The sequence below is a fragment of the Acinetobacter sp. ACNIH2 genome (assembly GCF_002934965.1).
Taxonomy (GTDB): domain Bacteria; phylum Pseudomonadota; class Gammaproteobacteria; order Pseudomonadales; family Moraxellaceae; genus Acinetobacter; species Acinetobacter tandoii.
This window is the reverse complement of the sequence record NZ_CP026412.1, coordinates 3,141,747-3,163,579: the sequence shown is the minus strand read 5'-3', so window position 1 is coordinate 3,163,579 and position 21,833 is coordinate 3,141,747. Positions and strand designations below refer to the sequence as shown.

Here is a 21,833-nt window from a genome sequence, read left to right as displayed (position 1 = left end):
GTCATGTTAAAAAAGTATTTATTCCTGACTAAACCAGGAATTCTCTTTGGTAACTTCGTTACCACTTTGGGCGGCTTCTTCTTAGCCGCCCAAGGTTCTGTAGATTTCCTTTTACTTCTGATTACACTACTAGCTACAACTTTGGTTGTTGCATCAGGATGTGTAGTTAACAATGTCATTGATCAAGACATTGACCAGAAGATGCAACGTACTCAAAACCGTGCACTTGTTAAAAAAACGATTAGTCCTAGTGTGGCACTGATTTTTGCCGCAGCTTTAGGTCTTTTAGGCTTTGGCATGTTATGGTTTTTTGTCAATGCATATTCTTTTGGTTTTGCTGTTCTTGGTTTTGTTGTTTATGTTGGGTTTTATAGTCTTTGGAGCAAACGTACCACCATTCACCAAACAGTGATTGGAAGTATCTCTGGTGCAAGTCCACCTGTGATTGGTTACACGGCTGTCTCTAACGAATTCGATGTAGCTGCTTTGCTTATTTTCTTAGCTTATGCACTTTGGCAAATGCCTCATTCATGGGGAATTGCAATCTATCGTTTCGATGACTATAAAAATGCAGGTATTCCAATTTTACCTGTTGCGCGTTCAATTTTACGTACCAAGGTCGAAAGCCTGATTTACGTTATTTTGTTTGCAGCAGTACTCAATGGTTTATATTGCTTTGGTTATACAAACTTATTCTTCTTAATTACTTTTAATGGTTTATGTGCTTATTGGGTATATTTATCAATTATTGGTTTTAAAGCCGAGAATGATCAAGTTTGGGCTAAACGTTATTTCTTGTATTCTGTGATTCTGATCACAGCATTAAGTTTTAGCTTTAGTTTTAGCTATATAAGCCCTGCCCCGCATTTACCCCTGTTTTAAAAGATAGAGACCTCCTCTCTATCTTTTAAAGCTGGTCTTCATTTCTACACATAATTACTATTTGTAAGTTCATATCTATTCCACACCTAGATAAATCTTCGATATCATCACTACTTTGCGCATAAATTTAATATTGCTTGAATTTTATTGCCAAACCTTCTAAAATTCACCCCTCGCATCTAATGCGACACAACCTTGGTTGTGACTCCTTGCTTCTAACAATTACGTTAGGGGCTGTATAATCCGTAAGGAGCTGACAATGCGTCACTACGAAATCGTACTTCTGGTACACCCAGATCAAAGCGATCAAGTTGTGGGTATGGTAGAACGTTACCTAACTCACATCAAAGAAGCTGAAGGTCAAATCCACCGTCTTGAAGACTGGGGTCGTCGTCAATTGGCTTACCCAATCAACAAGATCCACAAAGCTCACTACATTCTTATGAATGTTGAGTGTGGTCAAACTACTCTTGATGAGTTAGAAGAATTGTTCCGTTACAACGACGCGATCCTTCGTAGCTTAATCATCCGTCGTGAAAACGCAATCACTGAAGAGTCATTATTGGCTAAGAGTGCTGAAGAAAAGCGTGCGCGTAAAGCTCAACGTGAAGAAGCACAACTAGCTGCTCAAGACTCTGCTGAAGCATAAGGAGAACATCAATGGCACGTTTTTACCGTCGTCGCAAGTTCTGCCGCTTTACAGCTGAGAACGTTACGTACATCGACTACAAAGATATCGACACTTTAAAACAGTACATCACTGAAAATGGCAAGATTGTTCCTAGCCGTATTACAGGTACTAAAGCTCGTTACCAACGTCAATTAGCGCTTGCTATTAAACAAGCTCGCTACTTGTCTTTGATCCCTTACACTGACAATCATAAGTGAGGTTGAGCTGTGGATATTATCTTATTACAACGCATTAAAAACCTTGGTAAATTAGGCGACAAAGTATCAGTTAAAGCTGGTTACGGTCGTAACTTCTTGATCCCTCAAGGTAAAGCTGTAGCTGCAACTGAAGCTAACACTGCTGCTTTTGAAGCTCGTCGTGCTGAACTTGAGAAACAAGAAGCTGAAGTATTAGGTGCTGCTACTGCACGTGCTGATCAATTGAACGAAGTTAACATCGTTATCACTGCTAAAGCTGGTGACGAAGGTAAACTTTTCGGTTCTATCGGTACGCGTGACATCGCTGACGCTTTAACGAATGCTGGTCTTGTTGTTGACCGTGCAGAAGTTCGTTTACCAAACGGCGCTCTTCGTCACACTGGCGAATTCAACATCGCAATCCAATTGCATCATGATGTTGTTGCTGAAGTTCTCGTTACTATCGTATCTGAGTAATTTCTTGCAAGAAAAAAGGGCATGCTCACGCATGCTCTTTTTTTATCTCTACATTTTTCTAATCTTCAAATGTCAGGCTAAAATCAGCTGAAATTTTGATTCTATTTTTATATCAGAGTGCGTATTATTGATGAAATTATCATGATGCGATGCACTTCAATATGCATGATTCATCCCTGCTTTTATCTTTAGGTTTTTGATATGTCTCAGGCGAATGCCACTGCTACACCAAACTCACCCAAAGCAGACAACAAAATAAATGAGTCGAATCAACTCAAAGAATTTCGTACACCACCACATAATTTAGCTATTGAACAGGCTGTACTTGCAGCACTGATGACTGTTGCTGAGTCATTTGAGCAAGTAAGTGATGTGCTCAATGAACAAGATTTCTATGCAACACGCCATAAGTACATTTATCGTGCAATTGAAAAACTTGCACAAGAAAATTCTCCTTATGATGCAGTATTGGTAAATGACTGGTTAATTAAGCAAAATTTGCTTGATGCAATTGGTGGTGAAGAATATTTAATGCAACTTATGGCAGACTCTCCTTCAAGTTTTTATAACCTTGAAACCTATGCCAATAAAATTAAAGAATTCTCGACTTTACGCAATATGATTAAAGTCAGCTCTGAAATTTTACAAAATGCTTATGACACCAAAGGTCGTAGTGTGAGTGAAATTTTAGATTTAGCTGAGACCAATATTTTCTCAATTGCCGAACAGCACAATAATAATAAGAAAAATTCAGGTCCTAAAGCCATCAACACTGTTGTTGCAGATGTCTTTGATAAATTAAATGAATTGTCACAACTAGATGGGAATATCACTGGTTTAACAACAGGTTTTGTTGAATTAGACAATAAAACCTCAGGTATGCAAGCGGGCGATATGATTATTGTCGCAGCGCGTCCATCTATGGGGAAAACTACTTTTGCCATGAACTTGGTCGAAAGTGTATTGTTTAACTGTGACTTACCTGCGTTGGTGTTCTCAATGGAAATGCCCGCGGACTCGATTGCTATGCGTTTAATTTCTGCATACGGCAAAGTACATCAAGGGCATTTACGTTCAGGTAAACTCGACGGTGATGAATGGTCTAAAGTCACAGGTACGATTTTACAGCTACAAGAGAAGCATCTGTATATTGATGACTCTTCTGCCCTACCTCCAACTGAATTACGTGCTCGTGCGCGTCGTATCGCCAAACAGCATGGTGGTAAATTGGGCTGTATCATGGTCGACTACTTGCAGTTAATGAAAGTGCCAGGTATGGGTGATAACCGTGTTGGTGAAATTGGTGAAATTTCTCGTAGCTTAAAAGCCCTTGCAAAAGAAATGCAGTGTCCCGTCATTGCTTTATCACAGCTTAACCGTTCTCTGGAAAACCGTCCTAATAAGCGCCCAGTCATGTCTGACTTGCGTGAATCAGGTGCGATTGAGCAGGATGCCGACTTAATTATGTTTATTTACCGTGACGAGGTTTATAACAAAGAGTCGAAAGAAGCTGGTACGGCTGAAATTATTATTGGTAAGCAGCGTAATGGCCCGATTGGTACAGTCCGATTGGCTTTTGAAGGTCAATATACACGTTTTAGTAACTTATCGCCTGAGTACTATAGTCAGTACGATGATGAAGAATAAAAAATGGGCACTCAGCCCATTTTTTATTTACTCATGAATAATGCAAATAGCATCATTTTACAATCGTCTTTATCGAACAAAACCGATAACTCATAGATTTAAATAGAATAAAGCCATGAAATAAGATGGGTATTTGATTTTTATAGGTCTACAATAACTAACGTATTTTATGGATATTTGCCTGAACGGTAATACCCTTCCATGTTTCTGATTCGATGACTTGAAATAAAACCCTAGTTTTAATCTTGCCATTCTCTATTCCCAAAGGAGTCATTCGGGTGCGCCAAGCAACAGTTTGTATTGATCAATCAGCACTTCAATATAATTTAAACCGTGTTAAACAACTTGCCCCTAAGGCAAAAATCGTGAGCATGGTCAAAGCCAATGCTTATGGACATGGTATCAAAGACTGTCTTGCAGCCTTGAATAATACCGATGCTTTTGGTGTCGCCTGCTTGCAAGAGGCACTAGAAATTCGTGCCTTAGGCTATGAACAACCGATTACGTTAATTGAAGGAATATTTTCAGCGGATGAAATGCCGACTGTCATAGAACAAAAGCTTGAATGTGTCGTGCATCAACAACAACAAGTGAACTGGTTACTTGCACATCAGGAGCAATACAATGCACTTGGGCTCAAAGTCTGGATTAAACTCAATAGCGGCATGAACCGACTTGGTTTTAAAGCAAGTGAAATTATTGCCGTCATTAATACTTTAAAAGCAGCTGGTTTTACATGTGTATTAACCATGCATTTTGCCAATGCTGATGCCGATCATCCATTAAATGAACAGCAAATAGCACAATTTATTGATATAAAACAAAGTTGCGCTCCCATTCTGGCTTCATGCTGTAATTCTGCTGCAATTTACCGTTGGCCTGAACTCCATTTTGATTATGTTCGCCCAGGCATTATGCTGTATGGTGCAACACCATTTGCAGAGCAGACAGTAAGAGACTTAGACTTACAACCTGTCATGACTTTTACTGCTGAAGTTATTGCCTTGAATCATATCCAAAAAGGCGAAAAAGTGGGCTATGGTTCAACCTATACTGCAACACAAAATACCGATTTGGCTATTGTTTCTATTGGCTATGGCGATGGTTACCCGCGTGCATATGTCAAACAAAATTATGTAGTAATTGAAGGGAAAATGCTTCCTGTTGTCGGACGTGTAGCGATGGATATGGTTGCTATTGATGTTACAGGGTTAAAAGTTGCTCTAGGCACACCTGTTGAGCTTTGGGGCAAACAACGTTTGGTCGATGATGTTGCCGATGCAAATGGTACCATTGGGTATGAGATTTTATGCCGTTTGAGCCAACGCCCTCATCGGATAGTGAAATAATAAAATATTGCTTTAGATACTGCTTTCTTCGATGAGTAGTATCTAGGGTTGTATAGCTGAACTGAATAGAATTTATAATTGCTGTTCTGGAATAAGATATAACAACTGCAAAAAATGCTGTAATGATTCATGTTGCAGTAATAAAGGATTAAATTTGCTAGATCCCAATTGCTCAAAATAATGATGTACTTCTGAATGCCGACCTATATATTTCATACTCCAATCTGAAAAATGCGAATCACTCAGAATGTATTGTTGTGACAATATCGTTAAATCAGAGTGTCGTTGATCTTTTTCTATTTTATTCAACAAGTTTAAAACCGAATTTTGTTCTCCTTCCAAACATTGAAAGAAGCAACCATCTGCATAACACAATACGCCTTTGATCTTCAGCTTTACGTTAAAATCTCGGGCTTCAGATAGAATGTCTCTTAAATCTTGTAGTAGTGTTTCGGGTTGAAATTTAGCCTGACTGGCATAGCAAAGTTGGTACATTTTTTGATTTCCTATCTTATTGTTTTATTCATTGTATAAATAAAAGCATAGCGCGATTTCTCGCGCTATGCTTAAAAAAATAAGGCTCTAGACTAGCAGATTTATACTTAATTTTATCTAATGATGTTCCACAACTCAGTTGCTAACTCATTAGGTTCTCTCATCCAACGCCATTCAGACTCCTTCAGATGGTAGTCAAAATAATCTTTTGAGATACCATTGAACTTGGATAATCTTCGTTTACAGAAACTCCAAAATGATTCTATTCCATTTATGTGACATTGTCCTCTAGCAAACTCATTTGCTCCGTGATTTACCCTGAAATGCTTTGAATAACCAACATCAACTAGACCATTATAGCCTCGCCATCCATCACTATAAATGACACTTTCTAGTGCCACCTTACCTAAGATAACCTTTTGTAAAGTCTTCATTTTACAGTCAGGAACGATTTCAGTATAAACACGCCCATCCCGTTCAAATATTCCAAATACGGGTTGTTTTAAAGTGCCACGACCACGTTTTAACTTCCCATGAAAACCACGTTGTCGTTTAGCGCCAAAATAGCTTTCATCCACTTCAATAGAACCTACAAATTTAGTTCTTAAATCTGTTTGATGATCATAAATAGCTTCCCTAAAAAGCATGTACCAATAGTTGATCGTATTACGATTTAAATTGAGTAATAATGCAGTTTTAGAAGCGGGTATATCAATGCAAAAGCATTGAATGATTTTTTTAATCTTGTAGTGGCTTAATTTACTGTTTTTAATCATGATTACAGACCAACATAACTAGTCTGCTAGTCTAGAGCCAAAATAATAATACATCATTATTTAAAATAATCTTCCGACGGCTTTGGTAAATTCTGTAATCCACTCCGTAGTGTATCTGACCATTGCTTACTAATATGTTCGAAGTAAGGGTCTTCTTCTGTAATTCGCTTACCTTCAGGAATATGTAAACTGTTCTTTTTATAGATGAGTGCATCAAGTGGCATACCCACCGATACGTTTGAGCGCAATGTCGAATCAAATGAAATTAGGCTACAACGTAAAGCTTCACTGAGTGGCATATCATAACTTAAGGCACGATCTAGAATTGGCTTACCATATTTGCTTTCTCCAATCTGGAAATAAGGTGTATCGCTGGTTGCACAAATAAAATTACCTTGTGGGTAAATATTATAAAGTTGCATTTCTGCTTGACCAATTTGTCCACCTACCAACAAACTACAGTAATAATTACTTTGTTCCTGCGTATTTTCAGTTACATCTGCAATGACCTTTTGCAATGTATGACCGACCAATTCAGCTACTTCAAACATGGTATTTACACTATATAAATTTGGTGTTTGTTGTAATTCTAAATGGTTTTTTAGATGTCCAATCACGGCCTGCGTTGTCGCTAAATTACCCGATGTTTGAATCGTGATAAAACGTTCGCCTTCAATTCCAAATGTATAAAGCTTTCGAAATACAGAAATATGATCTACTCCCGCATTCGTTCGCGTGTCACTGATAAAGACGAGACCTTCTTTTAATCTAAGCGCACAACAATAAGTCATCTCTTCCCCTTAACTTACATTCATTAACATGCAAGTACTTGAACAATTGAGTGCATCGTTTCAATTCCCCCTTTTTCGCGCACTCCACGAATTGGGGCAACATCCCAATAATCTCGACCAATTGCCACATAAATATGCTGGTCTGGGCTAAAAATCTGGTTGCTGATATCGAAACAATACCATGTGTTTCCCAAAAATACTTCCGCCCATGCGTGACTGGCAAGGTGTGATGTATTTGGCACAAATAAATAACCTGAAACATAACGCGCTGGCAAGCCCAAAGCTTTGCACATTGCAATAAAAACATGACTGTGGTCTTGGCATACCCCCTGACGATTATGAAACGCTTCAATGGCAGAAGTATTGACTGAAGTATAATTAGGAGTATAGGGAATATGCTGCAAAATGGCTTCAGCTAGTTTGACCAAATTTTCACGCGTAAACTCAGGTACGAAACGATGCGCAAATTCTTTCATTTCCGCATTGCACATGGTCGTTGGCGTTGGTTGTAAGAATTGATAAGGATTTAGATGATCTATTAGACCCATCACCGAAGGCTGCTTATTCAGCTCAACAATGCCCTGCGCCATAATTGTCATTTGCTCATAAGCATAACGTTGTGAACTGGTAATCCAGATGTTATTGAACGAATCTCTCTTCGTACAACGCTCACCTGGCACACTGACATCCCAGTAATGCACATTCTGATGTGCATTATTCAATGGGGTCATTTTAATATACTGAATGCTATTACATGCCTGTTCAGTATATTGATAGTGTGTCTGGTGATTGATCATGAGTTTCATGCATTCACCTCAAATAAATATTGAATTTGATCACTAAAGTTATAAAAATTTATTTGATCAGGTTGAGTTTTAAGCTGTTGCCAAGCCGTATCTAAACTGTCCCAACCCATTTTCTCCAATACTTGTATAAGCGCCGAAATTTGCTCTAAGGTTTGTGTCTGATCTTGCTTTAAGCGAAGTTGTCGATCTAGTTGCTCTAAAGTTTGCCCCAAAGAATAGAACAAGAAAGTTTCTTCCGGCTCACCCTCTAACACTTCACGACAATCTGCAATCACATCACAAATACACGTCGAACTTGCACTCGCATTCCGAATATATTGATTGAGTTCTGCATAGGTTTTTGCAGAAAAAACGCCTCTCAATTCTTGAACATTGTCTTTGGCAAACTGAAACTGTTGAATAAATGAATAAGGTTGTTCTGGGTCTAATACCAATTCATTTAGCGAGCTTGCATCAAATGCAGGTAAACAAAAAGCGTGGGCATAAGACACAGCTTTCTGATCATCCATAAATGGAAATTGCTGACATAAATATTCAATACGCGTTAAATAACGACCTAACCAAAAAATTTGCTGTGCATTCGTGCTGAGTAAGATCATGAAATTGCTCCTTCATTGTTTTGGTTACTTATGAATGTAAATGGTCTACAACCCATGTATCTTTAATGCCACCACCCTGTGAAGAATTCACCACAAGAGAGCCTTCTTGCATTGCCATACGTGTTAACCCCCCCGGTACAATTTCGGTACGATAAGGGGAACTCAGCACAAATGGACGCAAGTCAATATGTCGTTCTGATAACCCTGAATCAGTTAACATCGGACAAACTGACAAATCCAATGTAGGTTGAGCAATGTACAAATGTGGCGTTGCTAAAATTTTATCTTTGAAAGTCGCAATTTGCTGTGCAGAAGCATGTGGTCCGATAAGCATGCCATATCCTCCTGAACCCTGTGCTTCTTTCACAACTAGTTGAGCTAAATTGTCTAATACATATTCAAGGTCTTTGCTTTCACGACATTGATAAGTTGGTACATTTTTAAGGACAGGTTGTTCAGCTAAATAAAACTGAATCATTTTATCGACGTACGGATAAATGGATTTGTCATCTGCAACTCCTGTACCAGGCGCATTTGCAATCACGACATTCTTTTGTAAATAGGCAGACATTAAACCCGCAACACCAAGTGCACTGTCAGGCATAAAACACAATGGATCGAGATAATCATCATCAATACGTCGATAAATTACATCAACTTGCTGTTTACCTCGCACCGTTTTGACATAAACCTTATCGTTTTCGACGTAAAGGTCACGCGATGTTACTAAAGGCACACCCATTTCCCTTGCCAAAAAGGAATGCTCATAATATGCGCTGTTAAAACGACCTGGCGTTAAAATGACAATAAAGGGATTATCGTTAAAGGCATTTTCGGCCAATATTTCTTTCAGTAGTAATGGATAATGCTCTATACCTTGTAAGTTATTTTGCAAACATAATTCAGGCATCAGTTTTTGGCTGATTTTTCGGCTTTCCAACATATAAGACACACCCGATGGCGTTCTTAAATTATCTTCAAGCACATAAAACTCGCCATGACGATCTCGGACAATATCAATGCCACTAATTTGGCTGTAAATTTTGCCTTTTAAGCTCTGATTACACATATGTGGCTGAAAAGCCTCATGCTTGAGAACTTGTAGTTCAGGCACAATACCCGCTTTAAGAATATCTTGCTGATGATAAATATCATGTAAAAATAGATTTAGGGCCTTGACGCGTTGTGCACAGCCAAGCGATATCTTATTCCATTGCTTTTTCGCAATTACTCGCGGGATCACATCATAAGGAATGGTACGCTCTGTGCCTTCTGCTTCTCCATATACCGTAAATGTAATGCCTTCATATAAAAAATGCGCTTTGGCATGCTGATTTAAAGCTTGTAATTCATCTAAATTGTATTGTGAAAGCCAATGTTCAATTTTTGCGCAAGCGGTTTCTGAAACTGCTTGATCATCTAACATTTCATTAAAAAAAACAGAGTTCGTTCGCTCAAAAAGTAACTGTGTCTTCTCCTGCGGTTTTGCTACACCCTCCACTTTTGCTGTCAATTGCTTATTATTCACTTCTAGTGATAAACCATTAATATCTAAAATCTCTTTTTCATTAAGCATATGACCCTCTTTATAGTTATAGCCAAACTCATTTTTTATTAAGCAATAAGAATGCCACTCCTTGCATCTCTTATACTGATTTACTATTAATCCATTCTTTTCACTTCGACTCAATGTCATTTCTGCTTGATCTTGTGTCTAAATTTATTGAACTTTCTTTGCCCGATTCGGTGATAAATACTTGCCAATTCAGTTAGGTTTTCTTATTGTGTTTAACACTGTCTTGTTAATTCCCCACTTATTTATTTTTATTTGAATTATGTCTGCACAAGAAAAAGAAACATCGAATAGCCTTTATCGACAATGGCAAATCCTGTCCCGTCTTTCTACAGGAAAATGGATGGGAACTCGTGAAATACAGGAAATTTTGCAAAGAGAAGGCATCGATATCAGCTTGCGCACCATTCAGCGTGATTTGAATCAGATTTCACAGCGATTTCCAATTGAGAGCAACAAAACCGTCCCACAGGGATGGCGTTGGCGTTCTGATGCGCCGATTCAAAGTTTGCCTCATATGACCAGTTCTCAAGCTGTCACTTTTATGATGGTTGAGGAACACTTAAAACACCTTCTTCCTCCAAGTTTACTGGAAGAAATGAATCCTTGGTTTGATTTGGCTCGTCGTAGTTTATCTACCCAAAATAATGTACGCCAATGGATTAATCGGGTACGTATAGTCCCTGCTAATCAACCTTTAATTCCACCTGTGGTGGATCGTGCTGCACAGCAAGCCATTTATGAAGGTTTATTACAAGACAAGCAATTGGAATGTGTTTATCAAAAACGCCCTCAAGCAGAAGAAAGCGTTTATACATTGAACCCTTTGGCATTGGTGCAAAAAGGTGCAACTATTTATTTAATTTGCACTCGCTATGATAAAACCGATATTCAAACTTTTGCTTTGCACCGTTTTAAGTCAGCCAAAGTACTAGATTCTCGTGCACTACATCCTGTCAATTTCGACATTGATGCCTATATTGACTCAGGTGCACTTGGATTTAGAGTCGACTATAACAAACCAACAGATAATGTTGCTTTAAAACTGACCATTCCAGAATGCGAGTCACATTATTTTGAAGAAAGCCAGTTAAGTCGAGATCAGGTGATTACCCCACTTGAACATAATCTGGTTCAAATTTCTGCAACTGTTCCTTTTACCTCTCAACTCACGTGGTGGCTACGCAGTTTTGGTAATAAAATTCAGAAAATTGAGCCTGAAGAAGTTGAACGTGTAGTCCGACAACTAGACTGAAATGATTGTGGCAAAAATTTCTAGGTAAAAAAAAGTCCCAACTATTGGGACTTTATAATTTTATTGTATTTATCTGTTTTAATTTATAATCTTGCGTGGTGAAAGTTTTAGACATTATGTTTCTGAACCCCGACTCATATTGTCTACATCGATTGTATTTTTTGCTGCACATGAGATGGTTCAGCAAGCAAGTTCTCCTCGGTTATATCGAATGGATTTAGTGGTCATCACTGGTTTCTCCATGTGGTTTAAGTTCATTTAATATACTGAATCTTCAACTTGACCTGAAATAAGCAATTGTTCCAATCAAATCATATTTTCTGCTTAAATCAATTTATGCAAATCATCTAATAAATGAGATCATCAATAAAACGTCATCTTGTGTTTATTTTATTTAAGAATAAATATTCTGCTGCTTTTCAATCCAAAGTTCTAAACCAGAAAACGTCTTAAAATCATCCACTGCTCTTACATTTAGATGTGGACTACGCTCCAATACCATTTTACTTAAAGCATTGCCTGGCCCAATTTCTAACACAATATCGGGCTGGTTTTCTTGTATAGCGGTTAAACACGAATCCCAATCTATGGCATGGTTCATTTGATCAATCAGCGCTTCGACTGCATCGCAGCTTTTAAAATATTTATGCCCACCTGAACCACTAATGATAGGTACTTCCAAACGATTAAACAGATGCTGTTGTAAAACCTGCCGATAAGGAGCTACAGCACCATTCATTAAAGAGGTATGGGAAGGAATACTGACATTCAGTCGCTTCACCGAATGTGTTCCCACCTGTTTAAGTTGTTGTGTCAATTGTTGTAAGTTCGATGCCAGACCACCGACAATAAAATGGCTATCGCTAATTTTTATTGATAATTCAGTCTCTATGTTTGCCAAAATGGGGGATAACCCTACCCAATTCATGCCCTGAATAGCCAACAAACCACTCGGTACATGCACCGCGTTTGACATCAATATGCCCCGCTGTCGGGCTAAATAAAGTCCTTGTGCTAAATCTGTTTGAGTTGAGCAAATCAGTGCACTTAATTCACCAAGTGAATAACCTGAAAAACTGATGATTTCATCTAACGTATGCTTTAACTTTTGCCATCGGCACCACTGTAAAGCAAAAATAAAAGGTTGAGCAAAATCATTACAATACAAATCTAACTCAGATAAGTCAGGCTTAAACAACTCAGGCAGATGTTGCGTGAGCTGCAAGTTGACATCTAACTCTATAGCAAGGTCTTTCAATTGCTGAACATGAGCTAAGTTCTGCACCCCTTGCCCACTAAATAATATTGCGAAATTCATGTTCCACCTTCAGCATGAACAAAGTCACCCCCAATAAGTCTGCACTTCCACCAGGGCTAAGATGATGTTGAACAAAGTAATCTTCAACTTTAGATACATCTTGCATCCAATTGTGTTGTAGCACACCACCTCGGGCTAAAAACTGCTTCGCCATATCTTGCACAATATATAGCGCCGATAAACCGCCACGCCAAACAATATTGGTGTCTTGCAGATGAGACATTAATGCAAATAAAGCTTGAAGCGAGGCACGCTTTTTATCTTCTGTTTTTGCATAAATTTCTAAATAATGCGGAACAGCAACATCTAAAACAGTTTTAAAACCTGAAGCGACTTCCTCAATTGCACCTGTAATGCCGTATTGACTGCGCATCCGTTGTCCATGACTATTTGGATTGCGCTCTAAATGATGCAGTAATTCCTCTTGCCATGTTTGCTGAATCATACGCGCGATGGAGATTGCATTCACAAAAACTTCTTGAGCTAAGCATTTTCCGACCGCTGCGCTGGCAAAGCCTAAATTAAAAATAGCCCCTTTGTGAGTATTAATCTGCTTGGTGGCTGCCATCATGTCCTGTTCAGCTTGAATGCCACATTGTCGAATATTTTCAAAAGCAACGTGCTGATAACCATTCAAACATTGGGATTGAAAATAACCCTGTAAAGCGTCAATACTGCGCTGAAATAATGGAAAATCCATATCAGTATGACTGCCCTGTGTTGTCGGACATACTAAACCGGGCTTTTGTTCTAAACTCACTTCTTCATAAAGCGCTGTTCGCGCTAAATGATCTAATCGCATAGCATACTGTGAAATATCCAATACACAGTCATGCTTCTGTATAATCTGCATCTTCAAGCGTACCTTCTAATAATTGTTCTAATCTCAGCATATCCACGCGCTGCAAACCTTTTACAATAATGCTCTGCGATTGGTCTGGATAAATCATCAGGAGTTCATTAAACGATACATGCCAAGCTGGGTGTATTTGGATTTCTCCATCCAAACGTATCTGGCTCAGTGCTTGAGCCTGTTGAAGCAGATTTAGAATCGCTGAAATTTGTGTTAAATCTTTTGGATATAACACCAAATCCAAGTCGGATGTTGAACGTACATAGGCTTCTTTAGTGAGATATTCATAGGCATAAGACCCGTAGACATACACTTCGCAGCCAAGCTGTTGCAAAGCCTCGGCAAAATCATGAATTACTGTATCTGAAAAGGTGTTTACATGCTCTTTTAAGAGCATATGTAAAGATAGTGGTCGGGCGATTAGTTCAATTTCAGTAATATCGACTAAACAAGCAACCCGATATTTGCAACCATCAACCAAGCAGTTGATCGCCAGCTTAACTTGTCCATCAGCCGAACTTTCCTGCCGACATACCGTCATTGGAATGTGCTGATTCAACAACTGATACACTTTTTGTTTAGCAGGTTCAGGTAAAGTACTATCCAAAAAATGTAATGTTGCTGAATCATAGAGATAAGCTAAGTCATGACGATCCATATTCTACTCCTTAGCTGAGTGCTACTTTCTCGACAATTTGATTACAAAGCATTCGCCCCTGACGTTGCTGACCAACTACACGGCGCTGATCTGTCATATAACTTTCGAGATGTTGCTGTTTGACTAATGCTTGACTCACCCAATCGGTGTCCAAGTTTTCCCATACGGCGTTGATAGCGCCCATCTTGTAGAAATTTTCGACTCCTGGGGCAAAGATGGCTGAGCTTTGCGACAGTTGTTTCAACTTTTCTACAGGAATTTTGGTGACACGCGCCATCGCGTTCAGATCCATGACTTTGACCTGAGAATCGCTCAGTGCATACACTTCATTTGCCATTAATCCATAAGACAGGAAGCCACCACTGACAGCTTGACCGAAAATAATGGCAAGATTGGCATGTCCACTACGGCGTAATAAATCTACACATGAAGCTAAATGTGCAAAAGTACGATTGAGACACAACAATTCATCGGCACGGGAAAGATCTTGTCCTTGCGTATCTACAATAAAAACCACAGGAGTTTGATCACCTTGTTGTACCAATTTTAAAATTTCAGAAGACAACTGAATGGCAATGTCTTGATTAATCGGCGCGGCATTAACCGTACCCAAAATTCGTACTGGGCCAATCGCAGTCTGTGCATCCCCTTTAATGACATAACCCTCAATCTGATAATTCAGTTGATTTGGAAAAAGTTGTTTCAAAACTAATTCTGTATTCATTGCATCATCCTTGCTTTAACATCACGACTTCATGCGCCGAGAGCATTGGAATTTTTTCTGGCTGAGCAATGCCCATTTCATGCCAAATCTGTAAGCCATCGTTTTTACCAAACCAGCGTTGCTGTTGTTGCTCAAGCTGTTGCTGTTGCTGCAATAATTGTTCTAAGTCTAGAGGGGCCGTCTTAACATCTAGCTGCGTTAAAATCGCATCGCGAATATCTGTAATATCATCCTCAACCAAAGCTTGTACATGATTGAGTAAATAACGATGTTTACCACCTGTGACACGCCAAACCAAAGCACGGTCTTTAGAGTCAAATTCTTCCACGCCTTTGACCGTTTCAATCACTTCTGGGCCAGAAAGTGCCAAACGCCCTTCTTCTGTCATGATGATGGCACTGCTCAAACATGCACTAATACCCATACCACCAAAAGCACCACAGGTTCCACCAATCACCGTAATAATCGGAATACCTGCATGTCGCACTTGCAACATGGCACGCATGATTTCAGAAATGGCGATGAGACCTGCATTCGCTTCATGCAAACGCACACCACCTGAATCCACAAAGAACACCACGGCTTGTGATTGATCCTGAATGGCTTTATGTAACAGCCCGACAATCTTCGCTCCGTGAATTTCGCCCACGGCACCGCCCATGAACTGTCCTTCTTGGGCAATAATATGGATTGGGGTTTGATTGATCGCTGCTGTACCAATAATCACGCCATCATCAAAACTTCCCGGAATATCCAGAGCCGATAAATGTGGGCTAACTTCGATTTCGGTCGGCTTCAAGATTTCTTTAAAGCTGTTTTCATCGACCACAGCTTGAATACGCGCACGCGCGGTTTTTTCATAAAAACTGTTTTTGAGCATCACTTGATCCATGTTCTATACTCCCTTAAACATAGATATTGCTTGGCTTAAGCGCAGGTTCACCACCGCTGGAGTCGCCCCCATATCATTTAACTGAAATTTAAGCCCTGCTACCGCATGACGTTGTGCAAACTCATTCAGTACAGACTGCCAAACATGTTGAAAACCAACGGCTGATGTGGTGACTTCAATCTGACAAATATCCGCCTGATCATGCTGTGAAACTAAGACTTCTAAATTTCCAGAACCAACCACACCACAAATAACAGCCGCCTGTTCAGCACTCAGCGGTGCTGATTGCAATTCAAATTTTAACTTTTCCATGTCAATCACCAGTTTCTAAAGCGGCTTGGGGGGCTATATAAACCACCCGACCATTTAACTAAATCTTTCACCGATTTTGCTGCGAGCAAATCACGACTCACTTGTGTCGGATCAATGCCTAAATCTTCTGGACGTTGAATAATGCCGCGCTGACGTAATTCTTCAACTTTCGCTGTATCACGCTTCATCCCCACTGGGGTATAACCTGCTACACCACGAATCGCTTGTTCCCGTTCTTCTGGGGTCCGACATAACAGTAAGTTGGCAATGCCTTCTTCCGTCACAATATGGGTCACGTCTTCGCCATAAATCATGATTGGTGGGAGTTCGATGTCCATTTTGTCTTGTAACTGCCACGCATCTAACTCTTCAACAAAGACAGGATGCATATGTTCACGGTACGTTTCGACCAACTGCACTACCAGTTTGCGACCTTTTATAAGTTTGCCGTCGACCGCTTCACGCCCTGCTTTGGTATAGGCATAACTGGCATGACGACGTCCATGCGGGTCAGAACCCATATTCGGTGCCCCCCCAAAACCAGAAATACGGTCTACCGTCGCGGTTGAGCTGTTGCCTTGCAAGTCAATTTGTAAGGTTGAACCGATGAACAAATCACACGCATAGAGCCCCGCAGTTTGGCTAAACGCACGATTCGAGCGCATGCTGCCATCACTACCCGTAAAGAACACATCTGGACGTTCTTTAATATAATCTTCCATCCCGACTTCAGAACCAAAGCTATGAATTGATTCGACAAAACCACTTTCAATTGCTGGAATTAAAGTTGGGTGCGGATTCAAAGCCCAATTGGTACAGATCTGCCCCTTTAACCCCAATGAAGCCGCATAAGTAGGCAGCAATAATTCAATCGCCGCAGTATCAAAACCAATGCCATGATTTAATCGTTGAATTTGATATGGTGCATAGATACCTTTAATAACCATCATCGCCATTAAAATTTGCACTTCGGTAATTTGTGCAGGATCACGAGTAAATAACGGTTCTATATAGTTGTGCTTGGGACTTTCAATATAAAAATCGACCCAATCCGCAGGCACATCCACACGAGGTAACTTATCGACAATTTCATTGACCTGTGCAATCACAATGCCGCTTTTAAATGCAGTCGCTTCAATAATTGCAGGTGTATCTTCAGTATTAGCACCTGTATATAAATTGCCCTGACGGTCTGCCGCATGTGCCGTGATTAAACAAACATTTGGCGTCAGATCGATAAAGTAACGTCCGTACAGCTCTAGGTAAGTATGAATTGATCCGATACTAATCTTTTGCTGCTGAACCAATTGGGCCAGACGCAAACTTTGTGGGCCAGCAAAAGAAAAATCAACTTTAGAAGCAATACCCTTTTCAAAGACATCTATGTGACTCGGTAAAGCCAGTACAGACTGAACAATGTGTAAATTATTCACCACATCTGGATTACACTGACTTAAGCTCTTGGAGAGAAAATCTGCCTGTTTCTGGTTATTGCCTTCTAAACACACTCGATCTCCGCAAGCAATGACCGTTTCTAATAGTTCAATGACACGTGCATGTTCAACTTTCTTTTCAAAGCCTTTTTGCTTTGCTTGATTGAGTTTTTCTTGTCTACGGGTTCTCTGCTTATCCCATAAATGCTTCTTAACCATCTGGTTCATAACAACACCTTTATGTCTGAGTTAGCCGAAGATGGCATTGATTGTGAGGAAAAATATTGAGGGTCCGAGTAAGCAACCTAAACCTGTATAGAATGTTGCAACCAAAGCACCATACGGTACTAAACGAACATCTGTACCTGCCAAACCCGCAGCTGTACCGCTAGTTGTCCCCGCCAAACCACCAAAAACCATCGCTGAGCGTGGACTTTTTAAATACATGAATTTTGCGAGTAATGGTGTGCCCACCATAAAGAACACTGACTTAATCAGACCAATCGCAATGGATAATGCAATCACTTCTGAGCTTGCACCCACTGCTGTGCCTGTTACTGGGCCCACGATATAGGTCATTGCACCTGCACCAATTGTGGTCATAGAGACAGGATCTCGATAACCCATGAGCCAAGCGACCATAGCGCCAATCACAAAGGGAATCACACAACCCAACAGCAGCGCGATCATGCCGACTTTGCCTGCTTTCTTGACTTCTTTTACATCGACTTCAAATGCGGTAGAAGCAATTGCCAAGTCACGCAACATTGCGCCTCCAAGCAAAGCAAAACCACCAAAAATCGCGATGTCTGAAATGCCTTTTTCACCTTGGGTATATACGCCTGCAAAGTACGCCAAAACCAAGCCCATGGTGATGGCAATCGCTGAACTTTGTAATTTACCCTTGGTCAGATATTTTGAGAGGAGATGCGAGACATACATCATCAACCCCGTTACTGCCAACGCTGTGACTAACGCATTTTTCGTCAATACTGTGACTATTTCTTCCATTACGTTTCTTCCTTGTAACCCAACCAACCGTTTTTATTCTGTATCCATGCCTGACTGGCTGTTAGACCGCTTTTTCTACTGTTTCAACTGACCATTCATAGGTTGCATAATCACCGCTAGATTTGTTCAACCAACGAATGACCAATACCGTACCAATGAGTGAAGCGACAGAAACAATCAGCCCCAACATTCCACCTGAAAGCGCTGCAACTACGTTTTGTCCTGCTGACATGGCAACGACGATTGGAATGTACATCCCTGACCAATACAACACACCGAACTGAGTGACTTGAGGCAGGTGCCCACGTTTAGCCAAAACCTCCTTTGATATAATTAAAAGAATCATGGCAATTGCCACACCACCTACATTGGCTTTTACACCAAGCGCCATACCGAGAATATTTCCTAAATACACACCGAGTAGATGGCAGATTGCCAGTATGGCTGTTCCGTAAATAATCATCGCTGAATCCTCCCTGGATCATGCTTTGCTTCTAATAATCTGACTTATAATTTGCTATAGTTATAGCCTATCTGTATCCAGTGTACAATGTTTTGTACTCAAATAAACATAAATTGTATACAATTTTTTGGTGGTGTATGACTTCTATTGCAGAACTCCCTCTTTCTATTCAAATTAGTAAAAAGTTAGAGGACGATATTATTTATGGTTTCTTCTTACCGGGAACCAAACTTGATGAACAAGAACTGTGTGATCGCTATGGTGCTTCTCGTACCCCAATTCGTGAGGCATTGAAGCTTCTTGCAGCCGAAGGTCTGGTCGAAATTCGCCCACGTCGTGGCGCCATTATTCCGACCATTAACCCATTAACTTTATGTGAAATGTTTGAAGTGATGGCTGAATTAGAAGCCATGTGTGGACGTTTAGCCGCGCGTCGTATTCAACCTGAAGAAAAACAAGAATTACAGCGTTTGCATCTACTGTGTCAGGATTATTTAAAGCAAAATGATTCAGAAAACTATTATGAAGCCAACCGCTTATTTCACTTTGCCATTTATCAGGCCAGTCATAATGCTTTTTTAATTGAACAAGCATCCACCTTACATAAACGTTTACATCCCTATCGACGACTACAGCTTCGTGTAAATAATCGAATGAATAATTCTTTTTCGGAACACAATGCCATTTTAGATGCCATTTTTGCAGGTGATGAACAACAAGCTGAAGATTTATTGAAAGCCCATGTGGTCATTCAGGGTCAAAAATTTACAGACTTTATTTCAACAATCGAGAGTATTCAGCCCAAAAGTTAGTCTTTTGTAGAGATTCGAGCACCCAGATAGGTGCTCGTCAGTTCAGCCACTTAAAACAGTTCTCGTTTATGAAACCGTCGTGATTTTTGGGTGGTTCAATTCTGCAAAATTTTTAATTTTATCAATGTCTTTTTGAATCGAGCTCGACACCACATTCGGTAGCACCTGATTCACTTTGACAAAGATTTTTTCAGGATATCCCACTTGATAGTACAACTTATCGTTCTGTAAAAATTGATATAGCTCTTCAGCTACAAAAGCAGGGCTGTCCATTTTTACACCCAGCTTTGCATTCATTTCCACCACTACTGGACTGTTCATGGTGGTGGCGGTTGCCCGAGGTGAAAAGTATTTAAACTGAATCTGTGAGTTGGAATATTCACGTGCCAAGGCTTCGGTTGCACCGCGTAAGGCAAATTTACTGGCACAATAACTCACATAACCTGGGTAACCAATACTGCCAAAAGTCGAACCCATGTTAATAATTTGACTTGGTGCAGTTTTCGACATTAATGGAATAATGTGCTGAATCAATTGCAGTGGATAAACCACGTTAATCAGCATCATCTGTTCAATCGCGTCGCTAGATTGATGACTAAACAAAGAAAAATCATTCACCCCTGCATTATTAATATAGTAATTAATGTGAATCTTTTGCTGCGTCAGTGCTTGAATAAATTGTTCACGACTCTCGGCATCGCTCAAATCGCAACGCAGACTTTGTAGCTTTAATTGAGGATATTGTGCTTTAAGCTCTGCCTGCATAACTTGTAATGCTTCAGCATTACGTGCCACAAGTATCACGTTCACATTGTTTTTACATAAATTTTCAACGATAGCTTTACCTATGCCACCTGTTGCCCCAACAATCACTGCAGTTAAATTTGACATAACCCTATTCCTTTTCATTGTATTAAGACTAGTGCTTAAAATGTTTCGTTCAATCCTAAACCCATACTGATATAGAGTTTACGCTGCTCAAGAGGGACTAAAATTTCACGTCGACCATGCATAAAACGTTTGTTGTCGATAATCGCAACATCACCATCTTGCCATTCAATTTCCTGCGTATGCTGTTCGCAAAGTTCCGCAAGTTCTGTAATCAGTTCCTGACTTATCTCGCGACCATCCGCAAAAGTAAATTTCGGTTTTTGATAATTGTAGGAGGGTCCCAAAATGGTATTGGCAAATGCAGGCACGCCTTTCAAATTATCATGGCGAATCATGTTCATTTGCAGATGGTATTCCACACCTTGATCGTGAGAGGGAGTGATCGTTTGTCCTGGAATCATCCGAATAAACTTATTTAAATCCTCCCAAGTCACCGAATCCGCCTCCGCAATATTGAAAGCAGTCGCCACATATTTCTGCCAAATCTGTTTTGGTAAATAGCGGCTAATGGTCATCGGTGCGGCAAACTTTTGTTTTAACGGCTCAGATAAGTTCTTCCATACTGCATGTCCATCACATACAGTGGTCTGTGAACCCTGAGAAGCACTCACTTCACTAAAAAAAGCAATAATATCTGGAGGTAATGGCGTTGAACCATTTTCAATATGCAACCCAACAGCCTGAGTGCCTGCATCCACTTTCTGAGATTGTTGCGTAACGTTTTCACGAGCAGGGTCATAAGTCAGCTTTTGGCATAAGGCTGTCATCAACTCACTAAAACGATGCACATCATAATGTTCATGTCTGAGTAAAATCCAACCTTGCTCACGTAAGGTATTTTTAATTTCTGCATGACTTGATGGCGAATAGCTGTCTCTATGCTCAAGGTCAAATACGGATTGTTCAATATTCATATCTTTACTCACTATTTAGTGAAATTTTATGCGTG

Annotated in this window: 25 protein-coding genes; 8 read left to right on the top strand and 17 right to left on the bottom strand. The window is 39.9% G+C overall.

The genetic code is table 11. The annotated features are described in order from the left end of the window. Positions 1 to 3 precede the first annotated feature (3 nt). The 6 genes from cyoE to alr all read left to right on the top strand — a co-directional run bounded on the left by cyoE (position 4) and on the right by alr (position 5,222). Positions 4 to 882, top strand: a complete 879-nt coding sequence (cyoE, locus tag C3F34_RS15065; RefSeq protein WP_016166407.1) for a heme o synthase — start codon at positions 4 to 6, stop codon at positions 880 to 882. A gap of 259 nt (positions 883 to 1,141) precedes the next feature. Continuing rightward, complete coding sequence (gene rpsF, locus C3F34_RS15060) at positions 1,142 to 1,531, top strand: 30S ribosomal protein S6 (RefSeq protein WP_016166408.1); 390 nt, start codon at positions 1,142 to 1,144, stop codon at positions 1,529 to 1,531. An 11-nt stretch (positions 1,532 to 1,542) separates the two neighbouring features. Further along, positions 1,543 to 1,770, top strand: coding sequence for a 30S ribosomal protein S18 (rpsR, locus tag C3F34_RS15055; protein WP_004278792.1), 228 nt, complete (start codon positions 1,543 to 1,545; stop codon positions 1,768 to 1,770). 9 nt (positions 1,771 to 1,779) lie between these two features. Then, complete coding sequence (gene rplI / locus C3F34_RS15050) at positions 1,780 to 2,226, top strand: 50S ribosomal protein L9 (protein WP_016166409.1); 447 nt, start codon at positions 1,780 to 1,782, stop codon at positions 2,224 to 2,226. Between the two features lie 201 nt (positions 2,227 to 2,427). Then, entirely contained in the window at positions 2,428 to 3,873 is a 1,446-nt protein-coding gene (gene dnaB, locus C3F34_RS15045; protein ID WP_044740372.1) for a replicative DNA helicase, read from the top strand. Between the two features lie 278 nt (positions 3,874 to 4,151). After that, positions 4,152 to 5,222, top strand: coding sequence for an alanine racemase (gene alr, locus C3F34_RS15040; protein ID WP_044740371.1), 1,071 nt, complete (start codon positions 4,152 to 4,154; stop codon positions 5,220 to 5,222). Positions 5,223 to 5,294: 72 nt separating this feature from the next. Here alr and C3F34_RS15035 read toward each other — a convergent pair whose 3' ends face one another. The 6 genes from C3F34_RS15035 to C3F34_RS15010 all read right to left on the bottom strand — a co-directional run bounded on the left by C3F34_RS15035 (position 5,295) and on the right by C3F34_RS15010 (position 10,265). After that, positions 5,295 to 5,717: a BLUF domain-containing protein gene (locus tag C3F34_RS15035; protein WP_044740370.1), complete on the bottom strand. Its 423-nt coding sequence runs from the start codon at positions 5,715 to 5,717 to the stop codon at positions 5,295 to 5,297. Between the two features lie 113 nt (positions 5,718 to 5,830). After that, the gene (locus tag C3F34_RS15030; RefSeq protein WP_104440784.1) at positions 5,831 to 6,493 is read right to left on the bottom strand and encodes an IS1595 family transposase; all 663 of its coding nucleotides are present in this window, start codon (positions 6,491 to 6,493) and stop codon (positions 5,831 to 5,833) included. Between the two features lie 56 nt (positions 6,494 to 6,549). Next, complete coding sequence (locus C3F34_RS15025; protein WP_044740369.1) at positions 6,550 to 7,284, bottom strand: proteasome-type protease; 735 nt, start codon at positions 7,282 to 7,284, stop codon at positions 6,550 to 6,552. A gap of 23 nt (positions 7,285 to 7,307) precedes the next feature. Next, positions 7,308 to 8,090, bottom strand: a complete 783-nt coding sequence (locus C3F34_RS15020; RefSeq protein WP_044740368.1) for a transglutaminase family protein — start codon at positions 8,088 to 8,090, stop codon at positions 7,308 to 7,310. Continuing rightward, a complete protein-coding gene (locus C3F34_RS15015) occupies positions 8,087 to 8,689 on the bottom strand; it encodes an alpha-E domain-containing protein (protein WP_044740367.1) in 603 nt (200 codons plus the stop codon). Before C3F34_RS15015 ends, C3F34_RS15020 begins: the two co-directional genes overlap by 4 nt. 28 nt (positions 8,690 to 8,717) lie before the next feature. Next, the gene (locus C3F34_RS15010; RefSeq protein WP_104442017.1) at positions 8,718 to 10,265 is read right to left on the bottom strand and encodes a circularly permuted type 2 ATP-grasp protein; all 1,548 of its coding nucleotides are present in this window, start codon (positions 10,263 to 10,265) and stop codon (positions 8,718 to 8,720) included. A 259-nt stretch (positions 10,266 to 10,524) separates the two neighbouring features. Here C3F34_RS15010 and C3F34_RS15005 point away from each other — a divergent pair, with 259 nt between their 5' ends. After that, positions 10,525 to 11,517 carry a helix-turn-helix transcriptional regulator gene (locus C3F34_RS15005; RefSeq protein WP_016166418.1) on the top strand — a complete coding sequence of 331 codons (993 nt, stop codon included), beginning with the start codon at positions 10,525 to 10,527 and terminating at the stop codon, positions 11,515 to 11,517. A 394-nt stretch (positions 11,518 to 11,911) separates the two neighbouring features. On the opposite strand, the gene C3F34_RS15000 is transcribed toward C3F34_RS15005, so the two are convergent. From C3F34_RS15000 to madL, 9 genes are all read right to left on the bottom strand, one after another. After that, the gene (locus C3F34_RS15000) at positions 11,912 to 12,835 is read right to left on the bottom strand and encodes an acyltransferase domain-containing protein (RefSeq protein WP_044740366.1); all 924 of its coding nucleotides are present in this window, start codon (positions 12,833 to 12,835) and stop codon (positions 11,912 to 11,914) included. Then, on the bottom strand, positions 12,813 to 13,688 hold the full coding sequence (gene mdcB, locus C3F34_RS14995; RefSeq protein ID WP_044740365.1) for a triphosphoribosyl-dephospho-CoA synthase MdcB: 876 nt from the start codon (positions 13,686 to 13,688) through the stop codon (positions 12,813 to 12,815). The genes C3F34_RS15000 and mdcB overlap by 23 nt, the downstream gene beginning before the upstream one ends. Continuing rightward, positions 13,666 to 14,346: a malonate decarboxylase holo-[acyl-carrier-protein] synthase gene (gene mdcG, locus C3F34_RS14990; RefSeq protein WP_044740364.1), complete on the bottom strand. Its 681-nt coding sequence runs from the start codon at positions 14,344 to 14,346 to the stop codon at positions 13,666 to 13,668. Before mdcG ends, mdcB begins: the two co-directional genes overlap by 23 nt. 10 nt (positions 14,347 to 14,356) lie before the next feature. Then, positions 14,357 to 15,070, bottom strand: coding sequence for a biotin-independent malonate decarboxylase subunit gamma (gene mdcE / locus C3F34_RS14985; RefSeq protein WP_044740363.1), 714 nt, complete (start codon positions 15,068 to 15,070; stop codon positions 14,357 to 14,359). Positions 15,071 to 15,074: 4 nt separating this feature from the next. Then, positions 15,075 to 15,962, bottom strand: a complete 888-nt coding sequence (locus tag C3F34_RS14980) for a biotin-independent malonate decarboxylase subunit beta (RefSeq protein WP_016166423.1) — start codon at positions 15,960 to 15,962, stop codon at positions 15,075 to 15,077. Between the two features lie 3 nt (positions 15,963 to 15,965). Continuing rightward, positions 15,966 to 16,274 carry a malonate decarboxylase acyl carrier protein gene (gene mdcC / locus C3F34_RS14975; protein ID WP_016166424.1) on the bottom strand — a complete coding sequence of 103 codons (309 nt, stop codon included), beginning with the start codon at positions 16,272 to 16,274 and terminating at the stop codon, positions 15,966 to 15,968. A 5-nt stretch (positions 16,275 to 16,279) separates the two neighbouring features. Next, entirely contained in the window at positions 16,280 to 17,935 is a 1,656-nt protein-coding gene (gene mdcA / locus C3F34_RS14970) for a malonate decarboxylase subunit alpha (RefSeq protein ID WP_044740361.1), read from the bottom strand. Positions 17,936 to 17,956: 21 nt separating this feature from the next. After that, positions 17,957 to 18,718, bottom strand: coding sequence for a malonate transporter subunit MadM (madM, locus tag C3F34_RS14965; protein WP_016166426.1), 762 nt, complete (start codon positions 18,716 to 18,718; stop codon positions 17,957 to 17,959). Between the two features lie 61 nt (positions 18,719 to 18,779). Beyond that, the gene (madL, locus tag C3F34_RS14960; protein WP_016166427.1) at positions 18,780 to 19,181 is read right to left on the bottom strand and encodes a malonate transporter subunit MadL; all 402 of its coding nucleotides are present in this window, start codon (positions 19,179 to 19,181) and stop codon (positions 18,780 to 18,782) included. A 137-nt stretch (positions 19,182 to 19,318) separates the two neighbouring features. Here madL and C3F34_RS14955 point away from each other — a divergent pair, with 137 nt between their 5' ends. Beyond that, positions 19,319 to 19,993, top strand: coding sequence for a GntR family transcriptional regulator (locus C3F34_RS14955; protein ID WP_016166428.1), 675 nt, complete (start codon positions 19,319 to 19,321; stop codon positions 19,991 to 19,993). A 66-nt stretch (positions 19,994 to 20,059) separates the two neighbouring features. On the opposite strand, the gene C3F34_RS14950 is transcribed toward C3F34_RS14955, so the two are convergent. After that, positions 20,060 to 20,884, bottom strand: coding sequence for an SDR family oxidoreductase (locus tag C3F34_RS14950; protein ID WP_044740360.1), 825 nt, complete (start codon positions 20,882 to 20,884; stop codon positions 20,060 to 20,062). A 35-nt stretch (positions 20,885 to 20,919) separates the two neighbouring features. After that, positions 20,920 to 21,798: a TauD/TfdA family dioxygenase gene (locus tag C3F34_RS14945; protein WP_052662120.1), complete on the bottom strand. Its 879-nt coding sequence runs from the start codon at positions 21,796 to 21,798 to the stop codon at positions 20,920 to 20,922. Positions 21,799 to 21,833: the final 35 nt, after the last annotated feature.

Coding starts and splice junctions, on each gene's coding strand:
- mdcC (WP_016166424.1), bottom strand. CDS start 16,274: ATGGAAAAGTTAAAATTTGAATTGCAATCAGCACCGCTGAGTGCTGAA.
- C3F34_RS14955 (WP_016166428.1), top strand. CDS start 19,319: ATGACTTCTATTGCAGAACTCCCTCTTTCTATTCAAATTAGTAAAAAG.
- C3F34_RS14945 (WP_052662120.1), bottom strand. CDS start 21,798: ATGAATATTGAACAATCCGTATTTGACCTTGAGCATAGAGACAGCTAT.
- C3F34_RS15035 (WP_044740370.1), bottom strand. CDS start 5,717: ATGTACCAACTTTGCTATGCCAGTCAGGCTAAATTTCAACCCGAAACA.
- mdcG (WP_044740364.1), bottom strand. CDS start 14,346: ATGGATCGTCATGACTTAGCTTATCTCTATGATTCAGCAACATTACAT.
- C3F34_RS15020 (WP_044740368.1), bottom strand. CDS start 8,090: ATGAAACTCATGATCAATCACCAGACACACTATCAATATACTGAACAG.
- C3F34_RS15015 (WP_044740367.1), bottom strand. CDS start 8,689: ATGATCTTACTCAGCACGAATGCACAGCAAATTTTTTGGTTAGGTCGT.
- C3F34_RS15005 (WP_016166418.1), top strand. CDS start 10,525: ATGTCTGCACAAGAAAAAGAAACATCGAATAGCCTTTATCGACAATGG.
- madM (WP_016166426.1), bottom strand. CDS start 18,718: ATGGAAGAAATAGTCACAGTATTGACGAAAAATGCGTTAGTCACAGCG.
- cyoE (WP_016166407.1), top strand. CDS start 4: ATGTTAAAAAAGTATTTATTCCTGACTAAACCAGGAATTCTCTTTGGT.
- mdcB (WP_044740365.1), bottom strand. CDS start 13,688: ATGCAGATTATACAGAAGCATGACTGTGTATTGGATATTTCACAGTAT.
- madL (WP_016166427.1), bottom strand. CDS start 19,181: ATGATTATTTACGGAACAGCCATACTGGCAATCTGCCATCTACTCGGT.
- C3F34_RS15010 (WP_104442017.1), bottom strand. CDS start 10,265: ATGCTTAATGAAAAAGAGATTTTAGATATTAATGGTTTATCACTAGAA.
- C3F34_RS14950 (WP_044740360.1), bottom strand. CDS start 20,884: ATGTCAAATTTAACTGCAGTGATTGTTGGGGCAACAGGTGGCATAGGT.
- C3F34_RS15030 (WP_104440784.1), bottom strand. CDS start 6,493: ATGATTAAAAACAGTAAATTAAGCCACTACAAGATTAAAAAAATCATT.
- C3F34_RS15000 (WP_044740366.1), bottom strand. CDS start 12,835: ATGAATTTCGCAATATTATTTAGTGGGCAAGGGGTGCAGAACTTAGCT.
- rpsR (WP_004278792.1), top strand. CDS start 1,543: ATGGCACGTTTTTACCGTCGTCGCAAGTTCTGCCGCTTTACAGCTGAG.
- dnaB (WP_044740372.1), top strand. CDS start 2,428: ATGTCTCAGGCGAATGCCACTGCTACACCAAACTCACCCAAAGCAGAC.
- mdcA (WP_044740361.1), bottom strand. CDS start 17,935: ATGAACCAGATGGTTAAGAAGCATTTATGGGATAAGCAGAGAACCCGT.
- C3F34_RS14980 (WP_016166423.1), bottom strand. CDS start 15,962: ATGGATCAAGTGATGCTCAAAAACAGTTTTTATGAAAAAACCGCGCGT.
- rpsF (WP_016166408.1), top strand. CDS start 1,142: ATGCGTCACTACGAAATCGTACTTCTGGTACACCCAGATCAAAGCGAT.
- mdcE (WP_044740363.1), bottom strand. CDS start 15,070: ATGAATACAGAATTAGTTTTGAAACAACTTTTTCCAAATCAACTGAAT.
- C3F34_RS15025 (WP_044740369.1), bottom strand. CDS start 7,284: ATGACTTATTGTTGTGCGCTTAGATTAAAAGAAGGTCTCGTCTTTATC.